This window comes from Rhizobium sp. F40D2 (genome assembly GCF_051810745.2).
GTDB lineage: Bacteria > Pseudomonadota > Alphaproteobacteria > Rhizobiales > Rhizobiaceae > Rhizobium.
Map to the genome: position 1 here is coordinate 1,910,145 of NZ_CM131436.1, position 20,270 is coordinate 1,930,414.

Here is a 20,270-nt window from a genome sequence, read left to right on the forward strand (position 1 = left end):
ACATGCCTTGTGGTTTCATGCTCTACGCCCGGCTTGCGCATAATCCTTTAAGAGAATGCGTTAACGAAAGCTTAGAGGCTTCCTTGCTCCGGCAGAATGTTTCGATCCGACCGGAAAGGCTCTACGCGCGCGGATGAGCGCGATCATACACCTCAAGCAGCCGCGACGCATCGACGCCGGTATAGACCTGTGTCGTCGACAGGCTGGCATGGCCGAGCAACTCCTGGATGGTGCGCAGATCGCCGCCCCCGGCAAGCAAGTGCGTGGCGAAGGAATGGCGCAGCGCATGGGGCGTCGCCGTCTCCGGCAGGCCGAAGGCGCTGCGCAGCTTCTGCATGGCGCGCTGGATGATCGCCGCCTGCAGCTTGCCGCCGCGGGCACCACGAAACAGTGGCTCGTCGGGCTCGAGATCATAGGGGCAGAGCGTGCGGTATTTCTCGACCGCGTCGAACACCACGGACAGCAGCGGCACGAGCCGCGTCTTGTTGCCCTTGCCGGTGATGCGCAGCGTTGTGGCGCCCTTTTGCAGGTCTGAGGGAATAAGATCCAGCGCCTCGGAGATGCGCAGGCCGCAGCCGTAAAGCAGCGTCATGACAGCCGCATCGCGGGCGGCGATCCAGGGTTCGTCGTGAAGCTGGGCTTCGTTGCTGACGACGGTAATCGCCTGCGTGTCCGACAGCGGCTTCGGCAGCGATTTCGGCTGTTTCGGCGAGCGGATCGCGCCGGCGCCGGCAGCGTTGACCAGGCCCTTCTTTTCGAGATGGCGCAGCAGCGAACGAAGGCCGGCAAGATTGCGGCCGAGCGAGCGGGCGCCGGAGCCCTGCTTGCGCCGGGCCGCCAGGAAGGCGCGGAAATCGGCGGGGCGCAGCTCCCTGATATCGCCAAGCGTCGCCGGGCCGGCGAGATGGCCGGTCAGGAAGGTCAGGAATTGGCGGGTGTCGCGCTCATAGGCATCGAGTGTATGCTCGGAAAGACGACGCTCGCGGGCGAGATTTTCGAGCCATGCGGCCCGTTCCGCCATCAGGCGCGGATCGGCGATAACAAGCAGTTCGTTCACGTCGCTGGCCTTGAATTTGCCTTCAAGTCCGCCAATTTGAAACAGGAACGGTTATGGAATTGCTAATGCCCGCCAAGCCTTTGTCATCCTTAGATCATATTCCACTGCGATAGCTTATAGCCCATAGACAGGATCTTTCATGGCACGGCGCGACTCCATGACGGCTTTCGGACAGCTCGCGGAAGCGATCGCTCTCGTTTCACAGGGAAAGCCGGGTCATATCGTCGATACGCTGATTGCCGAACGTGGCCAGAGGATCGTGAAAAATCCGCTCTGGCCGGTCATGCGGCCGTTCCTCTACACGCTGCTGCGCTACAACAAGGCGATCGAATTCGCCAATGCCGTCGCCAAGATGCCGGGTTTCCAGTCGTTCGAATATCTGAGCGACGTGCTGAAACTCGATATCGGCATCACCAACGGCGAACGTATTCCCGGTGCCGGCGGCTTCATCCTCGTCAGCAACCACCCCACAGGCATCGCCGATGGTGTCGCCGTGTTCGATCTCCTGAAGACGCGCCGGCCGGATATGATGTTCTTCGCCAACCGCGATGCGATCCGTGTCAATCCGCGGTTCGCCGAGATGATCATTCCCGTCGAATGGCGGGAGGAACACAAGAGCAAGCTCAAGGCGCGCGAGACACTGCAATTGACCAACCACGCGGTCAGGGAAGGCAAGGCGACAGTGCTTTTCCCCTCAGGCCGCATCGCCTATTGGGCCAACGGCCGGCTGAACGAACGCCCATGGAAGACCTCGGCTGTCGGGCTGGCGCGCAAATACAATCTGCCGATCCTTCCCGTCCACATGACGGCGCGCAATTCCGGCCTGTTCTACTGGCTGGCGAAGTGGTCGACGGAGCTCCGCGACATGACGGTCTTTCACGAGCTCTTGAACAAACGCGGCGACCGTTTCGATTTCGTGATCGGCAACCTCATTCCGGCCGAACATCTGGACGGTGATCTCAACGATGTGACGAAGGCGCTGGAGAAACATACGGTGCACGACATGGCGGCGGATGGCGACGCGACCTTCGTGCCGGTCAGCCTTCCGGCTGTAGCAACGTCTCGCGAGCTTCCCGTTCCTGCGGTCTAATAGGTTCTGCCATGTCGGTCGACATCCGCGTGATCCGCGATCGATTGCCGCGGGAGATCGCAGACCTCGAAAGCGAGGCCCGGCGGGAGGGCCATCTCCATATCGCCCGCCTTATCGACGAATGGTCGGCTGGCGACATCAGGTTCGAGCGTGACGGCGAAAGGCTGCTTGGCGCCTATGTCGGGGAGGCGCTTGCCGGCGTCGGGGGTGTGACCGTCGACCCCGCCCTATCCCAAGCGTTGCGGATGCGGCGTTTCTACGTCAGCCCCGAAATGCGCGGCCACGGCATCGGCCGGCTGCTGGCCTTGGCGCTGCTCAATCATGTGCGGGATTTCTGCAGTGTCGTCACCGTTCATCCGGGCAATCCTGGCGCAGCCAAATTCTGGGAGGCTCTCGGGTTTCGACCTCACGCGCCTGATGGCGATACGCTGTATGTCGAAATTGCCCGCATCCCCTCCGGTCGGGATGTTTCAGGCTCTTTAAGCTTCAGGCCCCGATCTCTTTGAGGCGGATGGCCTGACGCGCTAGCAATCGCTCGACATCGGCAATATCGAGCGCCGAGAGCTTGGCGCCCGGCTTGCGCAGGGTGGCGGATTTGATGACGCCGCGCTTGGCGAGCACATATTTACGGGAGGCAAGCCCGATGCCCTGCTGCTGTTCGTAGCGGGCGAGCGGCAGATAGGCGTCGAAGATCTCGTGGGCGCGATCCGGATTTCCGGCTGCATAGGCCGCGACGACGCCGACCATCATCTCAGGATAACAGAAGCCGGTCATGGCGCCATCGGCGCCCCGGCCCATCTCTTCGGGTAGAAAAAGCCCGCCATTGCCGCAAAGGATGGAGATGCGCCGCATGGTGCCCTTGTCGCTGGCGGCGCGGAGTGCGGTAATTTTTGAAAGCCCTGGCCAGTCCTCGTGCTTGAGCATGACGCAATTTTGCACCTCGTTGACGATGCGCTCGATAACCTTGGGCGCCATCGTCACGTTGGTGGTAAGCGGATAATCCTGGAGCACGAAGGGTGTGTCGCCCAGGGCCTCGCCGACCGACTGGTAAAAGGCGAAAGCCTGGTCGTCGGTCTTGACGGTCCAGGGCGGCGCTACCATGACGCCGGCGGCACCTTCGCCCATGACGGCTTCGGCAAGTTCGCGCATCGGTGCAAGCCCCGGCGCCGACACGCCGACGACGACGGGCAAGCGCCCGTCGAGGCGCTTCAGCACACGCTCGACCACGGTCCGCGATTCCTCGGCGGTCAGCTTCGGGGCCTCGCCGAGCTGGCCAAGCACCGTCAGGCCGGTGACGCCGGCGGCCTCGTAGAAATCGACCATGCTGTCGATGCTGTCGAGATCGAGCCCGCCGTCATCGGTGAACGGGGTTACGGCGATCACGTAGACGCCCTTGGCATCTTCGGTCAGTCTGGCCATCGGTGCTCTCCAATTCAGCGGCCGAAGAGCAAAGGCTCCGGCAATTCGAATAATCCTTGCCGCAATCTATGCGGCCAATCGCGCGCCCGGCAAGCTTTTCGTAAGGGCACGGGCGATCTCCGAAGCCACATTCCTTGCTCGATACTCAGCCTTGTCTTTGCGGTTCCAATTGCATCGATTTCCGGGCATGGTCTCGCCCGATGAGCACAGATTCGTCCGATCTCTTTGGCGCGCTTTTCGAAGCACCGCCCGCGAACCGAACGGTTCCCGTGCTGGTGCCGATGCCGGCGCCCAAACCCTATTCCTATTCGGTGCCGGATGGCATGGCGGTCGAGCCCGGCTCTGTCGTGCAGGTGCCGCTCGGGCCGCGGCAGGTGATCGGCGTCGTCTGGGACGGTGGCGAGGATGGAGTGGATCCGAAGAAGCTCCGGCCGATCAGCCATGTCTTCGACTGCCCGCCGCTGACCCGGGAGATGCGCGATTTCATCGATTGGGTCGCGGCCTATACGCTTTCGCCGCCCGGCCTCGTCGCCCGTATGGCGCTGAGGGCGCCGAACGCCTTCGAGCCGGAGCCGATGGTGGAGGGGCTGAAATTCGTCGGCGGCGAACCGGAGCGGATGACGCCGGCGCGCGCCCGGGTGCTCGATACGGCCTCCGACGGTTTGTCCTGGACACGCAGCGGCCTGGCCCATGCGGCCGGTGTTTCGACAAGCGTCGTCGACGGGCTGATCACGCTCGGCATTTTTGAGACGATATTCCTGCCGCCGCCGCCGGTGGTGGCATTGCCTGATCCGGAATTTACGGCCGCACGTCTCGAAGGGCCGCAAAAAGAGGCGGCAGCGGAGATCGTTTCCGATGTCCGCAAGGGCGATTTTTCCGTGTCGCTGATCGACGGGGTGACGGGATCCGGCAAGACCGAGGTCTATTTCGAGGCGATCGCCGAGACGCTGAAACGCGGCAAGCAGGTGCTGATCCTGCTGCCGGAGATCGCGCTGACGGCAAGTTTCCTGGAGCGCTTCCAGGATCGCTTCGGCGCAAAGCCGGCCGAATGGCATTCCGATCTCGCGCCGCGCATGCGCGAAAAGGTCTGGCGCCAGGCAGTGACCGGCGAGGTCCGTGTCGTGGCCGGGGCCCGCTCGGCGCTTTTCCTGCCCTTCGAGGATCTCGGTCTGATCATCGTCGACGAGGAGCATGATCCGGCCTACAAGCAGGAGGATCGCGTCTTCTACAATGCCCGCGACATGGCTGTGGTGCGCGGCCGCATCGGCGATTTTCCCGTCATTCTGGTGTCGGCGACGCCATCGGTCGAAAGCCAGGTCAACGGGCAGTGCGGGCGCTACAGCACCGTCCACCTGCCGACGCGTTTCGGCGACGCGGCGCTGCCGGACCTGCACCTCATCGATATGCGCCGCCACGCGCCTGAGCGCGGCGGTTTCCTGTCGCCGGTCTTGATCCGGGCGATCGGCAAGACGGTGGAGAAACGCGAACAGGCGCTGCTCTTTCTCAACCGCCGCGGTTATGCGCCGCTGACGCTCTGCCGGGTCTGCGGCCATCGCTTCCAATGCCCGCAATGTTCGAGCTGGCTGGTCGAGCATCGCTTCCGCAAGCAGCTGCAATGCCATCAATGCGGCCATGCCGAGCGCACGCCGGAGGCATGCCCGGAATGCGGCACGCTCGACCACCTCGTTGCCTGCGGGCCGGGCGTCGAGCGCATCGCCGAGGAGGTAGAGCGGCATTTTCCAGAGGCGCGGACGATCGTTCTCTCCTCCGATATCATGGGCGGGGTGAAGCGGCTGCGGCTGGAGCTGGAGGCGATCGCCAAGGGCGAGGCCGATATCGTTATCGGCACCCAGCTCGTCGCCAAGGGACATAATTTTCCGCTGATGACGCTTGTCGGCATCGTCGACGCCGACCTCGGCCTTGCCAATGGCGATCCGCGCGCCGCCGAACGCACCTTCCAGCTTTTGTCGCAGGTGACCGGCCGCGCCGGGCGCACCGGCCTCAAGAGCCATGGCCTGCTGCAGACCTACCAGCCGCAGCATCCCGTCATGCAGGCGATCGTCTCGGGGGATTCCGACGCCTTTTATGAACGCGAGATCACGGAGCGCGAACGCGCCATATTGCCGCCCTTTGGCAGGCTCGCCTCGATCATCGTTTCGGCGGAAACCCGCCATGATGCCGAAACCCATGCGCGCGGCATGCGCAATGCGGCGCCGCAAGTGTCCGGCATCTCGGTGCTCGGCCCGGCAGAAGCTCCGCTGGCGCTGGTGCGCGGCCGCCACCGCTTCCGCCTTTTGGTGCACGGTCGGCGCAACTCCGACATGCAAGGGTTCCTGCGGGCAATGCTGTCGCAATCGCCGAAGGAGCGTGGATCGGTGCAGGTGCAGCTCGACATCGATCCGCAGAGTTTTCTCTAAAAAGATACGCCGCCATTTCCTCCCTTTCGGGCCCATGTCATAAAACACTGATTCTTCCGGGTGATTTGGGGCTGATGCATGGAATTTTATTTTCCGACCGAGCTCGGCGAGCAGCTCGCCTTTTGCTCCGCCGCCTTCACGGCGCTTGCCGGCTTCATCATGATGTTTGCGCCGGGCCATAGCTTCCGTCTTCTCGGCCTGCAGGCGCAGGAGGGGCGGCCGGAAGGATACGGCGAGGGGCGCTCGATGGGCGGTTTCTATCTCGGCTTCGGTCTGTCGGCGATCATGCTCGCACAGGACTGGATTTACATGGCGCTCGGCGCTTCCTTCGCGATGGCCGCCTTCGCCCGAATTATCTCGATCCTGTCCGATAAGGGGAGTAATCTCGTCAACTATTTACTTCTGGTTGTGCAAATTGCCTTGGCGGCGCTGCCGCTGCTTTATGTTTTCGGCTTCACCCAGACGTGAATATCACGGCCGGCAGACGGCTTCCCCGGCCGGCTTCCAGGCCGTTGCGCAATTTTGCGAACAGAAATTCATGTGAAAGGCGTATTCGGGCATTACGCGTGTTGCGAGTCCGAACATCCTATGTTAGACGGACCCCGAATTTCGGAAGAAGCAAGAGGCTTCTCTTGTGGTTTCTGGGGGAAATCAAAACGAATTCAAGATCATAGGTTCGGCGTCCGCCGAGAGCCGGATTTTGGGTTGAAATCAGGGAAATTTGTGCCAGTGGCAGACACGTCCCAGCTTACATCTGGTGTTGCCGAGCGCTATGCCTCGTCGCTTTTCGATCTGGCGCTCGAGCAGGGCGCCGTCGACAGCGTAACCGCCGATCTTGACCGTTTCCAGGCAATGCTGGATGAGAGCGCCGATCTGAAGCGCTTCGTCGCAAGCCCGGTTTTCTCTGCCGAAGACCAGCTAAAGGCGATCGTCGCCATCAGCGAGAAGGCTGGCATCAGCGGTTTTTTCGCCAATTTCCTGAAGGTCGTGGCGCGCAACCGCCGCCTGTTTGCCCTGCCGGGCATGATCAAGGCCTTCCGCATCATCGCCGCGAACCATCGCGGTGAAATCTCCGCCGAGGTCACCTCGGCCCATGCGCTTTCGCAAGCGCAGGAAACTGAATTGAAGGTGGCACTCAAGAGCGTTACCGGCAAAGACGTGACGATTGCCGTCACGGTTGATCCGTCAATTCTTGGTGGTCTGATCGTCAAGGTCGGGTCCCGCCAGATTGATACGTCTCTTCGTACCAAACTCTCCACTCTTAAGCTCGCATTGAAAGAGGTTGGCTGATGGATATCCGCGCCGCGGAAATTTCCGCAATTCTCAAAGACCAGATCAAAAATTTCGGCAAAGAGGCAGAAGTCTCGGAAGTCGGCCAGGTTCTCTCCGTCGGTGACGGTATCGCCCGCGTCTACGGTCTGGACAATGTCCAGGCCGGTGAAATGGTCGAGTTCCCGGGCGGCATCCGCGGCATGGCGCTGAACCTCGAATCCGACAATGTCGGCGTCGTCATCTTCGGTTCCGACCGCGACATCAAGGAAGGCGACACCGTCAAGCGGACCGGCGCCATCGTCGACGTCCCGGTCGGTCCGGAACTGCTCGGCCGCGTCGTCGACGCGCTCGGCAATCCGATCGACGGCAAGGGTCCGATCAATGCGACGCGCCGCTCGCGCGTAGACGTCAAGGCTCCCGGCATCATTCCGCGCAAGTCGGTTCATGAGCCGATGTCAACCGGTCTCAAGGCAATCGATGCGCTGATCCCGGTCGGCCGTGGTCAGCGCGAGCTCGTCATCGGCGACCGCCAGACTGGCAAGACCGCGATCCTTCTCGATGCCTTCCTCAATCAGAAGGCCATTCACGACAACGGCCCGGAAGGCGAGAAGCTTTACTGCGTCTACGTCGCCATCGGCCAGAAGCGCTCAACCGTCGCTCAGTTCGTCAAGGTGCTCGAAGAGCGCGGCGCGCTGAAGTATTCGATCATCGTCGCGGCGACCGCTTCCGATCCGGCCCCGATGCAGTATCTGGCTCCATTTGCCGGCTGCGCCATGGGCGAATATTTCCGCGACAACGGCATGCACGCGCTGATCGGTTATGACGATCTGTCCAAGCAGGCCGTTTCCTACCGCCAGATGTCTCTGCTACTGCGCCGCCCGCCGGGCCGCGAAGCCTATCCGGGCGACGTTTTCTACCTGCACTCGCGCCTGCTCGAGCGCGCTGCGAAGATGAACGATGACCAGGGCGCTGGTTCGCTGACCGCTCTTCCGGTCATCGAAACGCAGGGCAACGACGTGTCGGCCTTCATTCCGACCAACGTGATTTCGATCACCGACGGTCAGATCTTCCTTGAAACGGATCTGTTCTACCAGGGTATCCGCCCGGCGGTGAACGTCGGTCTGTCGGTTTCCCGCGTTGGTTCCGCGGCGCAGATCAAGGCGATGAAGCAGGTTGCCGGTTCGATCAAGGGTGAACTCGCCCAGTATCGCGAAATGGCCGCCTTTGCCCAGTTCGGTTCGGATCTCGACGCTGCGACGCAGCGCCTTCTGAACCGCGGTGCACGCCTGACCGAACTCCTGAAGCAGCCGCAGTTCTCGCCGCTGAAGACGGAAGAACAGGTCGCGGTGATTTTCGCCGGCGTCAACGGTTATCTCGACAAGCTGCCGGTCGCTTCGGTCGGCAAGTTCGAGCAGGGCCTCCTCTCCTATCTGCGTTCGGAAGGTTCCGCCATCCTCGACGCGATCCGCACGGAAAAGGCAATCAGCGACGATACCAGGGGCAAGCTCACTGCTGCTCTCGATGGCTTCGCAAAGTCTTTCGCGTAATCAGGCCCTAAGTTAGGACAGATCACGGATGCCTTCACTTAAGGATCTGAAAAACCGGATCGCCTCCGTCAAGGCGACGCAGAAGATCACCAAGGCGATGAAAATGGTCGCCGCGGCGAAGCTTCGGCGTGCGCAGGAGGCGGCCGAAGCCGCTCGGCCTTATTCGCAGCGCATGGGCGCGGTTCTGGCCAACATTGCCAAGGCCGTCACCGATGCGGACGGGGCGCCGACACTGATGACCGGCACCGGCAAGGACCAGGTTCATCTGCTGGTGGTCTGCACGGCCGAACGCGGTCTTTGCGGCGGCTTCAACTCGCAAATCGCACGCTTTGCACGTGATCATGTGCGCAAGCTTGTTGCCGAGGGCAAGACGGTGAAGATTTTCACCGTTGGCAAGAAGGGTTACGACATCCTTCGCCGCGAATATGCTTCGCTGATCATCGAGCGCAAGGAATTGCGCGACGTCAAGCGGATCGGCTTCGAGAATGCGGACCAAATCGGCAAGCGCATCATCGACATGTACGGGGCAGGCGAATTCGACGTCTGCACGCTGTTCTATTCCGAGTTCAAGTCGGTGATCAGTCAGATCCCGACGGCGCAGCAGCTCATCCCGGCTTCGACGGGCGCAGTGCAGGCCGAAGATGCGGCACATGCCGGCGCGGTCTACGAATATGAGCCGGATCCGGCGTCGATCCTCGAAGACCTGATCCCGCGCAACATCTCCGTCCAGATCTTCCGCGCGCTCCTTGAGAACGTCGCGGGCGAAATGGGCGCGAAGATGAGCGCCATGGACAATGCGACGCGTAATGCTGGTGAGATGATCAACAAACTGACGCTCAGCTACAACCGCCAGCGTCAGGCGCAGATCACCAAGGAACTCATTGAAATCATTTCGGGCGCGGAAGCGCTCTGAGGCTAGGAAAAGAGGGTCAGAAAATGGCTGAGGCAGCTACCCCCAAGATCGGCTCTGTCGGCAGGGTCACACAGGTTATCGGCGCCGTCGTTGACGTCGCTTTCGAAGGCGAACTGCCAAAGATCCTGAACGCGCTGGAAACCACCAACAACGGCGTCCGTCTGGTTCTCGAAGTTGCACAGCACCTTGGCGAGAATGAAGTTCGTACGATTGCGATGGACTCGAGCGAAGGTCTCGTGCGCGGCCAGGAAGTCAGCGATACCGGTGCTCCGATCATGGTTCCGGTCGGCAACGAGACGCTCGGCCGTATCATGAACGTCATCGGCGAGCCGGTCGACGAAGCAGGTCCGCTGGTCACCGCGCACAAGCGCGCCATCCACCAGGATGCGCCGTCCTATGTCGAGCAGTCGACGGAAGCGCAGATCCTCGTCACCGGCATCAAAGTCGTCGACCTTCTGGCGCCCTATGCACGCGGCGGTAAGATCGGCCTGTTTGGCGGCGCCGGCGTCGGCAAGACCGTTCTGATCATGGAACTGATCAACAACGTTGCGAAGGCGCATGGTGGTTACTCGGTTTTCGCGGGCGTCGGTGAACGCACCCGCGAAGGCAACGACCTTTACCATGAAATGATCGAATCGAACGTCAACAAGCATGGTGGCGGCGAAGGCTCCAAGGCTGCGCTGGTTTACGGCCAGATGAACGAACCGCCGGGTGCGCGCGCTCGCGTCGCGCTGACCGGCCTGACGGTCGCCGAACATTTCCGCGACCAGGGCCAGGACGTTCTGTTCTTCGTCGACAACATCTTCCGCTTTACCCAGGCAGGTTCCGAAGTGTCGGCTCTGCTCGGCCGCATCCCGTCGGCGGTCGGCTATCAGCCGACGCTCGCCACCGACATGGGCCAGATGCAGGAGCGCATCACCACGACGACGACCGGCTCGATCACCTCGGTCCAGGCCATTTACGTTCCGGCCGACGACTTGACCGACCCGGCGCCGGCTACCTCGTTCGCGCATCTTGACGCGACGACGGTTCTGTCGCGCTCGATCGCTGAAAAGGGCATCTACCCGGCTGTCGATCCGCTCGACTCGACCTCGCGCATGCTCGACCCGATGGTCGTCGGCGAAGAGCATTACGAAGTCGCCCGTAAGGTCCAGTCGACGCTGCAGCGCTACAAGGCCCTTCAGGACATCATCGCCATCCTGGGCATGGACGAACTGTCCGAAGAAGACAAGATTGCCGTTGCCCGCGCCCGTAAGATCGAGCGTTTCCTGTCGCAGCCATTCTTCGTCGCCGAAGTCTTCACCGGCTCGCCGGGCAAGCTGGTTGCTCTCGAAGACACGATCAAGGGCTTCAAGGGCCTCGTCAACGGCGAATACGATCACCTGCCGGAGGCCGCCTTCTACATGGTCGGCTCGATGGAAGAAGCGGTCGAAAAGGCCAAGAAGCTCGCAGCTGCTTAATGAGCGACGTGCTAGACGAGATCTTCTGCTGCGATCCCTTGAAAGGGGTCGTGGCGGATCTTCCGGAACCAGCCGCGCCGACCATCTATCGCGCCGATAACGGCGTGCTGATGATGGTGGTCGGTCTGGTTCAGAGCGAGGAAGGCCTCGGTTATCTCGACCAAGCGATAATGCACTGCCCGTTCTGCGGGATCCAATTGCAAGATGCGAAAGCCATAGCCGAGAAGGTAAGTCACTGATGGCTGACAATTTCAACTTTGAGCTCGTTTCGCCGGAACGTCTGCTGCTGTCGGAGATGGTGACCGAGGTCGTCATTCCAGCGACGGAAGGCGAAATGACCGTCATGGCGCACCATGCGCCGACGATGACGACGATCAAGCCGGGTGTCGTGAGCGTGCGTTCGGCCTCCGGCAAGAAGCAGGACTATGTCGTGTTCGGCGGTTTTGCCGATATCCTGCCCACCGGCTGCACGTTGCTTGCTGAATCCGCCGTGCCGGTCGAGGAACTCCACAAGGATGAGCTGACCCGTCGCATCGAGGCCGCCCGCAAGGAGCTCGAAGATACCGAGCTGCACGAACGCAAGTCGAAACTCGAGCACTTCATCATGGAACTGACGCATCTGAACGGCGTCGTCCAGCAGGATTGATTGTAGTCGATTTTGCAACGATGAGAGGCGGCTCAACGGCCGCCTTTTTTGTGTCTGCGCATCTCCCGGGATCCGGCGGGCAATGTCTGACGGCGGATTCAAACGAAGAAGCGGCCGCTATGCCCCTTTGCCGACATTCCGGATCGTCTCAGAAGCCTGTGCCGCCACGCAGCTCGATAACGAGCGTCTTCAATAAAATCTTGAAATCCAGCAACAGGCTGAAATTCTTGACATAATAGATATCGCAGGCGATGCGGGCGCGGGCCTGCAACGGTCGCGCCGTCGGGCCTCGCCAGCCGCGTGTCTGCGCAAGGCCGGTGATGCCGGGGCGCATGATGTGGCGTTGGTGGTAGTGCGGCACCAGCTCTTCGTAGAGCCTGCCGGCTGCGCGCATATTGATCGCATGGCAGCGCGGACCGACCAGCGACATGTCGCCCATGAGGACATTGAAGAGCTGCGGCAGCTCGTCGATGTTGGTCCGTCGGAGCAGCGCGCCGATACCGGTCATCCGGCTGTCGCCCTTGACGGTTTGTTGAATGCCGCTCGGATCACAATCTTCGGCGCGCATCGAGCGAAACTTGAAGACCATGATCTTCCGGCCGTTCAGCCCCCAGCGGATCTGCCGGAAGAATACCGGGCCGCCATCATCGAGTTTGATGAAGAGAGCGATCGCCAGGAAAAACGGCGCCAGCACGATGAGGGCGCTGACTGAGGCGGCGACGTCGAACAGCCGCTTCACGCCCAGACGCACAGCCATCTTTCTTTCGACAGGAGAAAAGCTATCCGGCTGGCGAATGTTGGAGTTCGCGATAACCAGGGTCTTGGTTTTGTCTTGACGCTGAGACGGATCGAAGCGTGACTTCGTCTTCGAAGTAAAAGCATTCATTACGCAAGGTCCACAAGTTTAGATGCGATACTGAACTACAGGGAGACAGATACATGGTCACGTATCGTTTGTCATCGTTATAAAAAAGAATTTCATAACCATAAAGAAGCCAAAAATGGGAGTATTTCGCGTTAACCGTAATGCCTGTAGTTGCGCTGGTTGAAAGCTTATACTTTGAAAGGAGTAGCCCAATTGGATTGGCGGGATGTCAGTCGGTTGCCGAGGCCGATCGCCGGTTTCTCCAGCAGGTGGTAGCTGAGGCTGGCGACGAGAAGGACCAGCGCTGCCGCCAGTCCGCAGGACTGCAGCCATCCGGTGACGACATTGTCCGAGGAGACGCCGAACGAACCAGGGTCGAGCCTCTGGATCGATATCAGGATGATCTCTTGCCAGACATAGATGCCGAAGGAGACCTTTGCGATGTAGCGGACGGGCGCATTGTCGAGCAGCCTGCCCAGGCGTTGCGAATGGCAGAGCGAAGCGAGCGCTGTGGCGATCGCCAACGGGAAGACCGGGAAGCCATAGGGGATTTCGAGCCAGCCGTAAGATTCGGGGGTGCCGCCGGGCGATATGACGAGGCGGTAACCGGCAACGGCGAGGCTGAGCAGCGCTGCTGCATCGAACCAGAAGGAGGGCCGTCTTCTCAGCATGATCTCGATGCCGGCGGCCAGCGCGCCGAGGGCGAAGACGGCAAAGAAGCCGATCGGATTATATCTAGGCATCCACTCCTTCGCCCCGCCCTGGAGGCCGTACTGCCAGCCGCGTCCGATGTCGTCGAGCGGAAAGACGGTAAGGATCAGCAGATGGGCGAGAAGCACGCCTGCGATGACGCAAAGCCAGGCGACCCGGGCAAGCAGCGGATGCTGCCTGAGGCGGGGCAAACGAAACAGCAGGAGAAAGCAGACCGGCAAGAGCACATAGCTCGTGACCTCGAAGGGAATGGACCAGAGCGGGCCGTCGGCTTCAACGGGAAAAAACGTGCGCCAATGCCACTGGCTCATGAACAGCAGCCCGGAGACGTAGCGAAGTGTAAGCTCCGGCGTCAGCGGCAGGGCAAGCAGCGTCAGGCTGAGGGCGAAGCTGACGGTTGCGGCCACCCAGAAACCCGGCGCGATTCGCGCCGCCCTGCGGATCGTGTAATGGCGGAGGCTCGGCATGTTGCCGCCGCCGTCGAGCGCGCGCCAGAAGGGATGGGCAAGAAGAAAGCCGCTGAGCACGAAGAAGATGGCAACGCCGAAATTGCCGAAGCGGAGGATCTGCGCAGCCGTTCCCAGTTCGTCGGGAACTCTGCGCATGTCCAGCCGAAGCGCGAGATGGTGGGCAAGCACCAGCAGACAAGCCGTCGCGCGCAGAAAGTCCGCTCCGGCCAATCTCTCCTGTTGTCGCATCTGTCCCTCGCCTTATAGCTCAGGACTTTGCCGCGGAACGCCGCGGCGAGCAAGGCCAGGGCTGCGCTCAGGCGAGCAGGTCGTTGGTATAATAGGTGGAAAAGTCCGGCTTCTCCTTGAGTGCGGCGCCATTCGCATCGACCAGAATGCCGTTCTCGACCAGGAAGCCGCCGATAGCATCGGCCTTGGCCGGATCGAGGGTGCCGATCACACCGGCCTCGGACTTCAGGAAGTGTCCTTCGATCAGTGCCTTTTGCGAAGCTTTCACCAATTCGGTGTTCATTAGCGCGCCGTTGCTCTCTGCTATCAGCAGCGCACAGGCTTCGTCGGGATGATCGACCGAATAGGCATAACCCTTTCGCGTCGCCTGAATGAAAGCGCGGGCATTTTCCCGATTGGCCGAGAGATAAGTGTCGCTGGAGACGATGACCGTGGTCTGCTCGTCGGGAATGCCATAGTCGGAATAGTGGAAGCGGGCGATCTTCCGGTTTTCCAATTCGGCGGCAACGCCTTCCCAGGTATAGATCTCCAGGGTGAAATCGATCGAGCCATTGTCCAGCGCCTCGTAGGCGGAGGTGCCGAGCGTGACGGTCTTGACCTCGCCTTTGCCGCCATCATTGCGGATCATCGCGGAGATCAGCGCGCTCTCCCAGGTGCCGCCGAAGCCGCCATAGGTCTTGCCGTCGAGATCCCTCGGGCTCTTGATGTCGTCGCGTCCGCCCTTGAAGATCAGGCGCGCTGTTTCGGTCTGGACGACGCCGTAGACCATCTTCACGTCGCCGCCCGCGGCGCGCTGCGTGATGGCCTCGATCTCGCTGCTGATCCCGAAGTCGGCAACGCCGTTCGACACTAGCGTTCCGGCACTGGTATCGGCATAGGGTAGAATGTCGACATCGAGGCCCGCGGCGGCATAAAAACCCTTCGCCTTGGCGACATAGATACCGATATGGTTGGTGTTGGGCGTCCAGTCGAGCGCGATGCGAGCCTTTGCGGGCGCCGACTGGGCGAAGGCCGGGCGGCCGGCAAGGCTTGCCGCGATGGCGGCGAAAATCGTCTGGCGACGGGTGAGAAGCAGCATGATGACCTCCTCAGGTCTCTAGAGCATCGTGCCGAAAGTGTGCGCGGTCTTCGGCGTCATGCTCTAACTCTCTAAATCAGAACAGGATTCAGATTTTAGGCCGATCGGCCTAAGATCATCCTGCTCTAGCGGATGAAGCAGGGTTTGCAGGATTTCGGTTTCAATCGCCTGGGCCGCGGGCGAGCCGAGATCGGCAAGGCTTCGCGGGCGGGGCAGGGGAACGTGGAATTCGCGGATGATACGCGCCGGGCGGGCCGAAAGCACGTAGATGCGGTCGGAGAGGAACACGGCCTCGCGGACATCATGGGTGATCAGCAGCGCCGTCCAGCGGTGTTCGGTCCACATGCCCTGCAGCCATTCCTGGATCTGCGTGCGCGTCAGCGCGTCGAGCGCGCCGAACGGCTCGTCGAGCAGCAGCATGTCCTGGGTCTGGACGACGGTGCGAAGCAGGGCGGCGCGCTGGCGCATGCCGCCTGATAGTGCGGAGGGATAATGGTGTTCGAAACCGGCAAGGCCGAAGCGCTCGAACAGCGGTGCCACGGTGGCGCGGGCCGTCCGGCGGCCCATGCCCCGCACCTCGAGGCCGAGTGCCGCATTGTCGATGATCCGGCGCCAGGGCATCAGTGCATCGCGCTGCGGCATGAAGGCGAAGGTATGCGGCGCCCCTTCCAGCGGCGCGCCCTTGAAAAGTACGGCGCCGGCATCGGGTCGAAGCGCCTGTGTCAGCAATCGGAGTACCGTCGATTTCCCGGAGCCGGACGGGCCGACGATCGAAACGAACTCGCCGCTTGCGACGCCGAGCGAAATATCGCCGAGCACCTTCATGCCGTCGAAGGACTTGGAGATATTGCGCAATTCAACCATCTTGTCGCTCATCGGTGCCGCTCCGCGGTTGGTTGCCAGGGCATGACGAGGCGCTGGATGACGAGTGTCAGGCCGAACAGGCAAAGGGTCAGCACGGCGCTGACCACGACGGCAGCGAGCACGAGATCGGGACGAAAATTGTTCTTGGCGTTGAGGATATAGATGCCGAGGCCGCGGGCAGCGCCGGCATATTCGGCAAAGATCGCACCGACGACGGCATAGGTGATCGAGATCCTCAGGCCGGCGAAGAAATAAGGCAGCGCCGAGGGAAGCCGTGCCAGGCGGAAAACGCTCCAGCGGCTCGCCTTCATCGAATGCAGCAATTCGGCGATGTCGCGGTCGGTCGATTCATAGCCCTGCAGCAAGGCGACGAGCAGCGGGAAGAAGGTGACCAGCGCGACCAGCAGGATCTTCGGCAAGAGGCCGAAACCGAACCATAAGACGACGAGCGGCGCGATCGCCACCAGCGGCAGGGTCTGGCTGGCGATGAAGATCGGCAGCAATGCCCGGCGCATGAAAGGCATGAAATCCATGAGGATCGAAGCGGTGAAGGCGAAGGCAAGCGACAGCGCGAAACCGCCGAGTGTCGCACCAAGCGTCGGCCAGGTGTTTGATATCAGCGCCTCACGGTTCAGCCAGCCCTGGATGACGATGCGCGAAGGCGCCGGCAGAATGGAAGGCTTGATGCCGGAAAGGTCGACATAGAGTTCCCATGCCGCCAGAAAGGCGCAGCCCGCGAGCAAGGCGGGGACCCCCTATAGAGAGCGGAGCGGAGCGCGGCAAGGCGCGAATCCGGTGGTTGCGGCGACGTCATCAGCGCTTGTTTTCGGTCTCGATGCGCAGCCGGTCGCGATAGGGATCGAGTGTCTTGACGGCATCGAGAATGATGCCGACGAAATTGCCGGACATCGGATAGAGTGACACTTGGGCGCCTGAGAACATCTGAACCTCGCTCCGCTGGCATTACCCAGATCAGCTTTGAAGGGTCCAGAGGCTTGCGCCTCATATCTCAGCCCCGGCGATACGGAGCTCCCCTGTTATTTCGGCGGAAACTATCATCCGGGTTTTTTTCCCGCAACCGCAAAATTGCGAACCCGTCGGCGCGGTCGGAATAGCTCCGATGTGAGGGAAACACCCGAGCGGGATCCCGCTCGGATGTTCCTCGGTGGGCCCGTACCTGCCGGGAACGGGACCGCAGCTTGCTGCCTGAGGGCGGCAGTATAGGCGTAAGGGGCGCGAGCGCTGGCGAGCGCCGGATCGGGCTTTACGACGGCAGGAGCAAAGGGTATAAAACCTCAACTAATATTGAGGTCAAGAGGCGATGAATGGGATTTCAGCAGCCCCGCTCGGCAAGCTCCTGACTGTCGGCGAAGTGGCGGAGCGTAGCGGTCTTGCCGTTTCGGCGCTGCATTTTTACGAGACCAAGGGTTTGATCTCGAGCATCCGCTCCCGCGGCAACCAGCGCCGCTATGGGCGCGATGTGCTTCGCCGCCTCGGCATCATCAAGGTGGCACAGCGTGTCGGTATTCCGCTTTCGGAAATCCAGGCGGCGTTCCAGTCCCTGCCGCAGGGGCGCACGCCGACGGTCGCCGATTGGCAGACGCTGTCGGCACGATGGAAGGACGATCTCGACGCACGAATCAGTCGGCTCAGTCTGCTGCGCGACCGCCTGACCGGCTGCATCGGCTGCGGCTGCCTGTCGATTGAAAGCTGTCCGCTGCGCAATCCCTGCGACCGGCTCGGCAAGGAAGGGCCCGGCGCGCGGCTTCTGGAGACCGAAAACGAACTCGATGTTTAGTTCTGGCTTTCCCAGGAAAGATCGATACCTGCCTTTCTTTCGGTCGGAGTGCTCATATGTTAAGGGCAAGTGACGCAACCGGCGGCACTGCCCGCGAGGAGGACGGCTTCGTGTTTCATCCCAGACTGTTCGAAAATCGCCATGTCGTCGTCACTGGCGCCGGCCGCGGCATCGGCCTCGAAGTCGCTCGGCAGTTTCTGGATTGCGGCGCGAAGGTGATCGTCCATACCGGGCGCAAACCGGGGCGGGACCTGCCGGATTTCCTGCTGACGGCTGAATCGGAAAGACGGGCGCTGCTGCTGCATGCCGATTTCTCCGCCGCCGGCGGTGCGGCGCAATTTGCCGAAGATGTTCTCGCTTTCTTCGACAGGGTCCATGTGCTCGTCAACAATGCCGGCACCATGCTCGGCCGTTTTCCCGCTGCGACGCTGACCGATGCGGAATATGAGGCGGTCATACGGTTGAACCAGACATCGGTGGTGGCGCTGACGCGCGCATTGCTGCCGGCGTTGAAGGCGGCCGAGGGTGCTGCCGTCGTCAACACCGTTTCGATCTCGGCACTCACCGGCGGTAGCCCCGGCTCCTCGATTTATTCGGCCTCGAAAGCCTTCGTTGCGACCTATTCCAAGGCGCTTGCCCGCGAGCTCGCCCCGGATGGCATCCGCGTCAACTGCGTCTCGCCGGGAACGATCGAGACGGATTTCCACGAGCGCTACTCCTCCAAAGAAAAGCTGGAGCAGACGCGGAAATCCATCCCCCTGCAGCGGCTCGGCACGGCGGAGGATTGCGCTCCCGCCTATCTGTTCCTGGCGTCGCCTTTACTCTCGGGATACATCACCGGGCAGGTGATCGAGATCAATGGCGGACAGCTTATCTGCTGATTTACTTGGACCTTTTTTGGCATTTCATCACAATTGACCAATTCGTTTGTGCGAATATGCTATTGTGCTGATCTATCAAATCGCCTCCCTTCCGAGATATCGAATGTCGTTGCCTAAACCGGAGCCGGGGATGACCGGTCAGGACTTGCACATACTCGCTGGAAAAGCCCATGAAGCGAGCGATCTGCTGAAAGCTTTGGCGCATCACACCCGATTGCTGATCCTCTGCATACTGGCGAAACAGGAGCGGACGGTCGGTGAAATCGAAAATATTCTCGGAATTCAGCAGGCGATGGTTTCGCAGCAGCTTGCGCGTTTGAGGCTCGAGGGCCTGGTCAATACGCGCCGTCAGGGCAGGCTGGTTTATTACAGTATCGGCAATGTCAGCGTGCTCGCCTTCCTCGAATCGCTGTTCGATCTATTTCCTGTTGCGGAAAACTGCTAAAGCGCGTCGCCTTAACTTGATTCATTCCCTTGCGGAGCACGGTTGCTGTGTCGAAGATGAGGCCGGACGCGAAATGTCGCGGGAGACCGGATGATCGACAAGCTGGAATTCTTCATCGCCCTTGCTAATGAAAAGCATTTCGGCCGCGCTGCGGAGGAGTGCGGGATTTCGCAGCCGACGCTTTCGGCCGCGATCCGGCAACTCGAGGATCAACTCGGAGTCATGCTGGTGCAGCGCGGTTCGCGCTTTCAAGGGCTGACGCCGGAGGGGCAGCGCGTGCTCGAATGGGCCCGGCGCATCGTCGGCGATACCCGCACCATGCGTGAGGAAATGCGCGCCGCCCGCCGTGGCCTTTCCGGCCACATTCGCCTTGCCGCCATTCCGACGGCGCTCGCCATGCTTTCGCGCATCACCACGCCCTTTCAGGAGCGGCATCCCGGTGTGACCTTCTCCATCGTCTCGCGTAATTCGCTGCAGGTGCTGAGCATGCTCGAAAACCTCGAAATCGATGCCGGCATCACCTATCTCGAAAACGAGCCGCTCGGCCGTGTCACCAGCGTTCCGCTCTATGCCGAGCGCTATCATCTGATCACGGCTGCAGGCAGCCCGCTGTCCGATCGCGACAATGTGACCTGGAAGGAGGTCGGCGATCTTCGGCTTTGTCTATTGACCGCCGACATGCAGAACCGCCGAATCATCAATCGGCACCTGACGGAAGCCGGTGCCACAGTGCATCCGACACTCGAATCCAATTCGATGATCGTGCTGTTTTCGCATGTTCGAACCGGGCGCTGGGCGAGCATCATGCCGCGCAATGTCGCCAAATCTTTTGGTTTTCCGGTGGAAATCCGGATGATTCCGATCGTCGAGCCGGAGGCGCATCACCTGGTCGGGCTTGTGGCGCCCTATCGCGAGCCCTTCACGCCGCTCGTCTCGGCCTTGCTGCACGAAGCCAGAGTGCTCGTGCAGGACGAGGAACTTTGATAGGAAAAACCTATCAACCAACGTGATAGCTTTATTGATCGCCAGCGGCTTCCTTGAGATGCTGTCGGCGGAATAGCACTCGGGCTGGAGGAGGCCGCCATTCCGCAACGAGCAAGCCGTCGGGA

General features: G+C 61.3%; 20 protein-coding genes, 2 pseudogenes and 1 riboswitch. Of the genes and pseudogenes, 14 read left to right on the forward strand and 8 right to left on the reverse strand.

Annotated features, from left to right (window positions below):
• Positions 1 to 121: 121 nt before the first annotated feature.
• Positions 122 to 1,057 carry a tyrosine-type recombinase/integrase gene (locus ACS4RS_RS09195; protein WP_439011219.1) on the reverse strand — a complete coding sequence of 312 codons (936 nt, stop codon included), beginning with the start codon at positions 1,055 to 1,057 and terminating at the stop codon, positions 122 to 124.
• Between the two features lie 139 nt (positions 1,058 to 1,196).
• Between ACS4RS_RS09195 and ACS4RS_RS09200 the strand changes: the two genes are divergently transcribed.
• Complete coding sequence (locus tag ACS4RS_RS09200) at positions 1,197 to 2,147, forward strand: GNAT family N-acetyltransferase (protein WP_439011218.1); 951 nt, start codon at positions 1,197 to 1,199, stop codon at positions 2,145 to 2,147.
• 11 nt (positions 2,148 to 2,158) lie between these two features.
• Positions 2,159 to 2,653, forward strand: a complete 495-nt coding sequence (locus ACS4RS_RS09205) for a GNAT family N-acetyltransferase (RefSeq protein ID WP_439011217.1) — start codon at positions 2,159 to 2,161, stop codon at positions 2,651 to 2,653.
• On the opposite strand, the gene ACS4RS_RS09210 is transcribed toward ACS4RS_RS09205, so the two are convergent.
• Entirely contained in the window at positions 2,634 to 3,566 is a 933-nt protein-coding gene (locus tag ACS4RS_RS09210) for a dihydrodipicolinate synthase family protein (RefSeq protein WP_439011216.1), read from the reverse strand. The two genes, ACS4RS_RS09205 and ACS4RS_RS09210, sit on opposite strands and share 20 nt — an antisense overlap.
• Positions 3,567 to 3,766: 200 nt before the next feature.
• On the opposite strand from ACS4RS_RS09210, the gene ACS4RS_RS09215 reads away from it, so the two are divergent.
• From ACS4RS_RS09215 to ACS4RS_RS09250, 8 genes are all read left to right on the forward strand, one after another.
• Complete coding sequence (locus tag ACS4RS_RS09215; protein ID WP_439011215.1) at positions 3,767 to 5,983, forward strand: primosomal protein N'; 2,217 nt, start codon at positions 3,767 to 3,769, stop codon at positions 5,981 to 5,983.
• 78 nt (positions 5,984 to 6,061) lie between these two features.
• Positions 6,062 to 6,451: an AGROH133_08824 family phage infection protein gene (locus ACS4RS_RS09220; RefSeq protein WP_012559187.1), complete on the forward strand. Its 390-nt coding sequence runs from the start codon at positions 6,062 to 6,064 to the stop codon at positions 6,449 to 6,451.
• A 255-nt stretch (positions 6,452 to 6,706) separates the two neighbouring features.
• Entirely contained in the window at positions 6,707 to 7,273 is a 567-nt protein-coding gene (locus tag ACS4RS_RS09225) for a F0F1 ATP synthase subunit delta (RefSeq protein WP_003589849.1), read from the forward strand.
• Positions 7,273 to 8,802, forward strand: a complete 1,530-nt coding sequence (atpA, locus tag ACS4RS_RS09230) for a F0F1 ATP synthase subunit alpha (protein WP_439011214.1) — start codon at positions 7,273 to 7,275, stop codon at positions 8,800 to 8,802. Before ACS4RS_RS09225 ends, atpA begins: the two co-directional genes overlap by 1 nt.
• Positions 8,803 to 8,830: 28 nt before the next feature.
• Positions 8,831 to 9,715: a F0F1 ATP synthase subunit gamma gene (locus ACS4RS_RS09235; protein ID WP_439011213.1), complete on the forward strand. Its 885-nt coding sequence runs from the start codon at positions 8,831 to 8,833 to the stop codon at positions 9,713 to 9,715.
• Between the two features lie 23 nt (positions 9,716 to 9,738).
• Positions 9,739 to 11,175 carry a F0F1 ATP synthase subunit beta gene (gene atpD / locus ACS4RS_RS09240; protein ID WP_097624884.1) on the forward strand — a complete coding sequence of 479 codons (1,437 nt, stop codon included), beginning with the start codon at positions 9,739 to 9,741 and terminating at the stop codon, positions 11,173 to 11,175.
• Positions 11,175 to 11,414, forward strand: coding sequence for a hypothetical protein (locus ACS4RS_RS09245; RefSeq protein WP_439011212.1), 240 nt, complete (start codon positions 11,175 to 11,177; stop codon positions 11,412 to 11,414). Before atpD ends, ACS4RS_RS09245 begins: the two co-directional genes overlap by 1 nt.
• Positions 11,414 to 11,821 carry a F0F1 ATP synthase subunit epsilon gene (locus ACS4RS_RS09250; RefSeq protein ID WP_097624883.1) on the forward strand — a complete coding sequence of 136 codons (408 nt, stop codon included), beginning with the start codon at positions 11,414 to 11,416 and terminating at the stop codon, positions 11,819 to 11,821. The genes ACS4RS_RS09245 and ACS4RS_RS09250 overlap by 1 nt, the downstream gene beginning before the upstream one ends.
• Positions 11,822 to 11,969: 148 nt before the next feature.
• Here ACS4RS_RS09250 and ACS4RS_RS09255 read toward each other — a convergent pair whose 3' ends face one another.
• From ACS4RS_RS09255 to ACS4RS_RS09280, 6 genes and pseudogenes are all read right to left on the reverse strand, one after another.
• Positions 11,970 to 12,707 carry a sugar transferase gene (locus ACS4RS_RS09255; protein ID WP_439011211.1) on the reverse strand — a complete coding sequence of 246 codons (738 nt, stop codon included), beginning with the start codon at positions 12,705 to 12,707 and terminating at the stop codon, positions 11,970 to 11,972.
• A 167-nt stretch (positions 12,708 to 12,874) separates the two neighbouring features.
• The gene (locus ACS4RS_RS09260) at positions 12,875 to 14,095 is read right to left on the reverse strand and encodes an acyltransferase family protein (protein ID WP_439011210.1); all 1,221 of its coding nucleotides are present in this window, start codon (positions 14,093 to 14,095) and stop codon (positions 12,875 to 12,877) included.
• Positions 14,096 to 14,162: 67 nt separating this feature from the next.
• On the reverse strand, positions 14,163 to 15,173 hold the full coding sequence (locus tag ACS4RS_RS09265) for an ABC transporter substrate-binding protein (RefSeq protein WP_439011209.1): 1,011 nt from the start codon (positions 15,171 to 15,173) through the stop codon (positions 14,163 to 14,165).
• A 63-nt stretch (positions 15,174 to 15,236) separates the two neighbouring features.
• A complete protein-coding gene (locus ACS4RS_RS09270; protein ID WP_439011208.1) occupies positions 15,237 to 16,049 on the reverse strand; it encodes an ATP-binding cassette domain-containing protein in 813 nt (270 codons plus the stop codon).
• Positions 16,046 to 16,851 (reverse strand): annotated as a pseudogene (locus ACS4RS_RS09275) (ABC transporter permease). The gene ACS4RS_RS09270 and the pseudogene ACS4RS_RS09275 overlap by 4 nt, the downstream one beginning before the upstream one ends.
• A gap of 8 nt (positions 16,852 to 16,859) precedes the next feature.
• A pseudogene (locus ACS4RS_RS09280) lies at positions 16,860 to 16,979 on the reverse strand (YkoF family thiamine/hydroxymethylpyrimidine-binding protein); the annotation flags it as partial.
• Positions 16,970 to 17,083, reverse strand: a riboswitch (TPP riboswitch). Its footprint overlaps the pseudogene before it by 10 nt.
• A gap of 275 nt (positions 17,084 to 17,358) precedes the next feature.
• Between ACS4RS_RS09280 and soxR the strand changes: the two are divergent.
• From soxR to ACS4RS_RS09300, 4 genes are all read left to right on the forward strand, one after another.
• Complete coding sequence (gene soxR, locus ACS4RS_RS09285) at positions 17,359 to 17,835, forward strand: redox-sensitive transcriptional activator SoxR (RefSeq protein ID WP_439011206.1); 477 nt, start codon at positions 17,359 to 17,361, stop codon at positions 17,833 to 17,835.
• 56 nt (positions 17,836 to 17,891) lie between these two features.
• The gene (locus tag ACS4RS_RS09290) at positions 17,892 to 18,716 is read left to right on the forward strand and encodes an SDR family NAD(P)-dependent oxidoreductase (protein WP_449313953.1); all 825 of its coding nucleotides are present in this window, start codon (positions 17,892 to 17,894) and stop codon (positions 18,714 to 18,716) included.
• A 103-nt stretch (positions 18,717 to 18,819) separates the two neighbouring features.
• Entirely contained in the window at positions 18,820 to 19,161 is a 342-nt protein-coding gene (locus ACS4RS_RS09295) for a metalloregulator ArsR/SmtB family transcription factor (RefSeq protein WP_439011864.1), read from the forward strand.
• Positions 19,162 to 19,251: 90 nt separating this feature from the next.
• Positions 19,252 to 20,145, forward strand: coding sequence for a LysR substrate-binding domain-containing protein (locus ACS4RS_RS09300; RefSeq protein ID WP_439011204.1), 894 nt, complete (start codon positions 19,252 to 19,254; stop codon positions 20,143 to 20,145).
• The last annotated feature ends 125 nt before the right edge of the window (positions 20,146 to 20,270 follow it).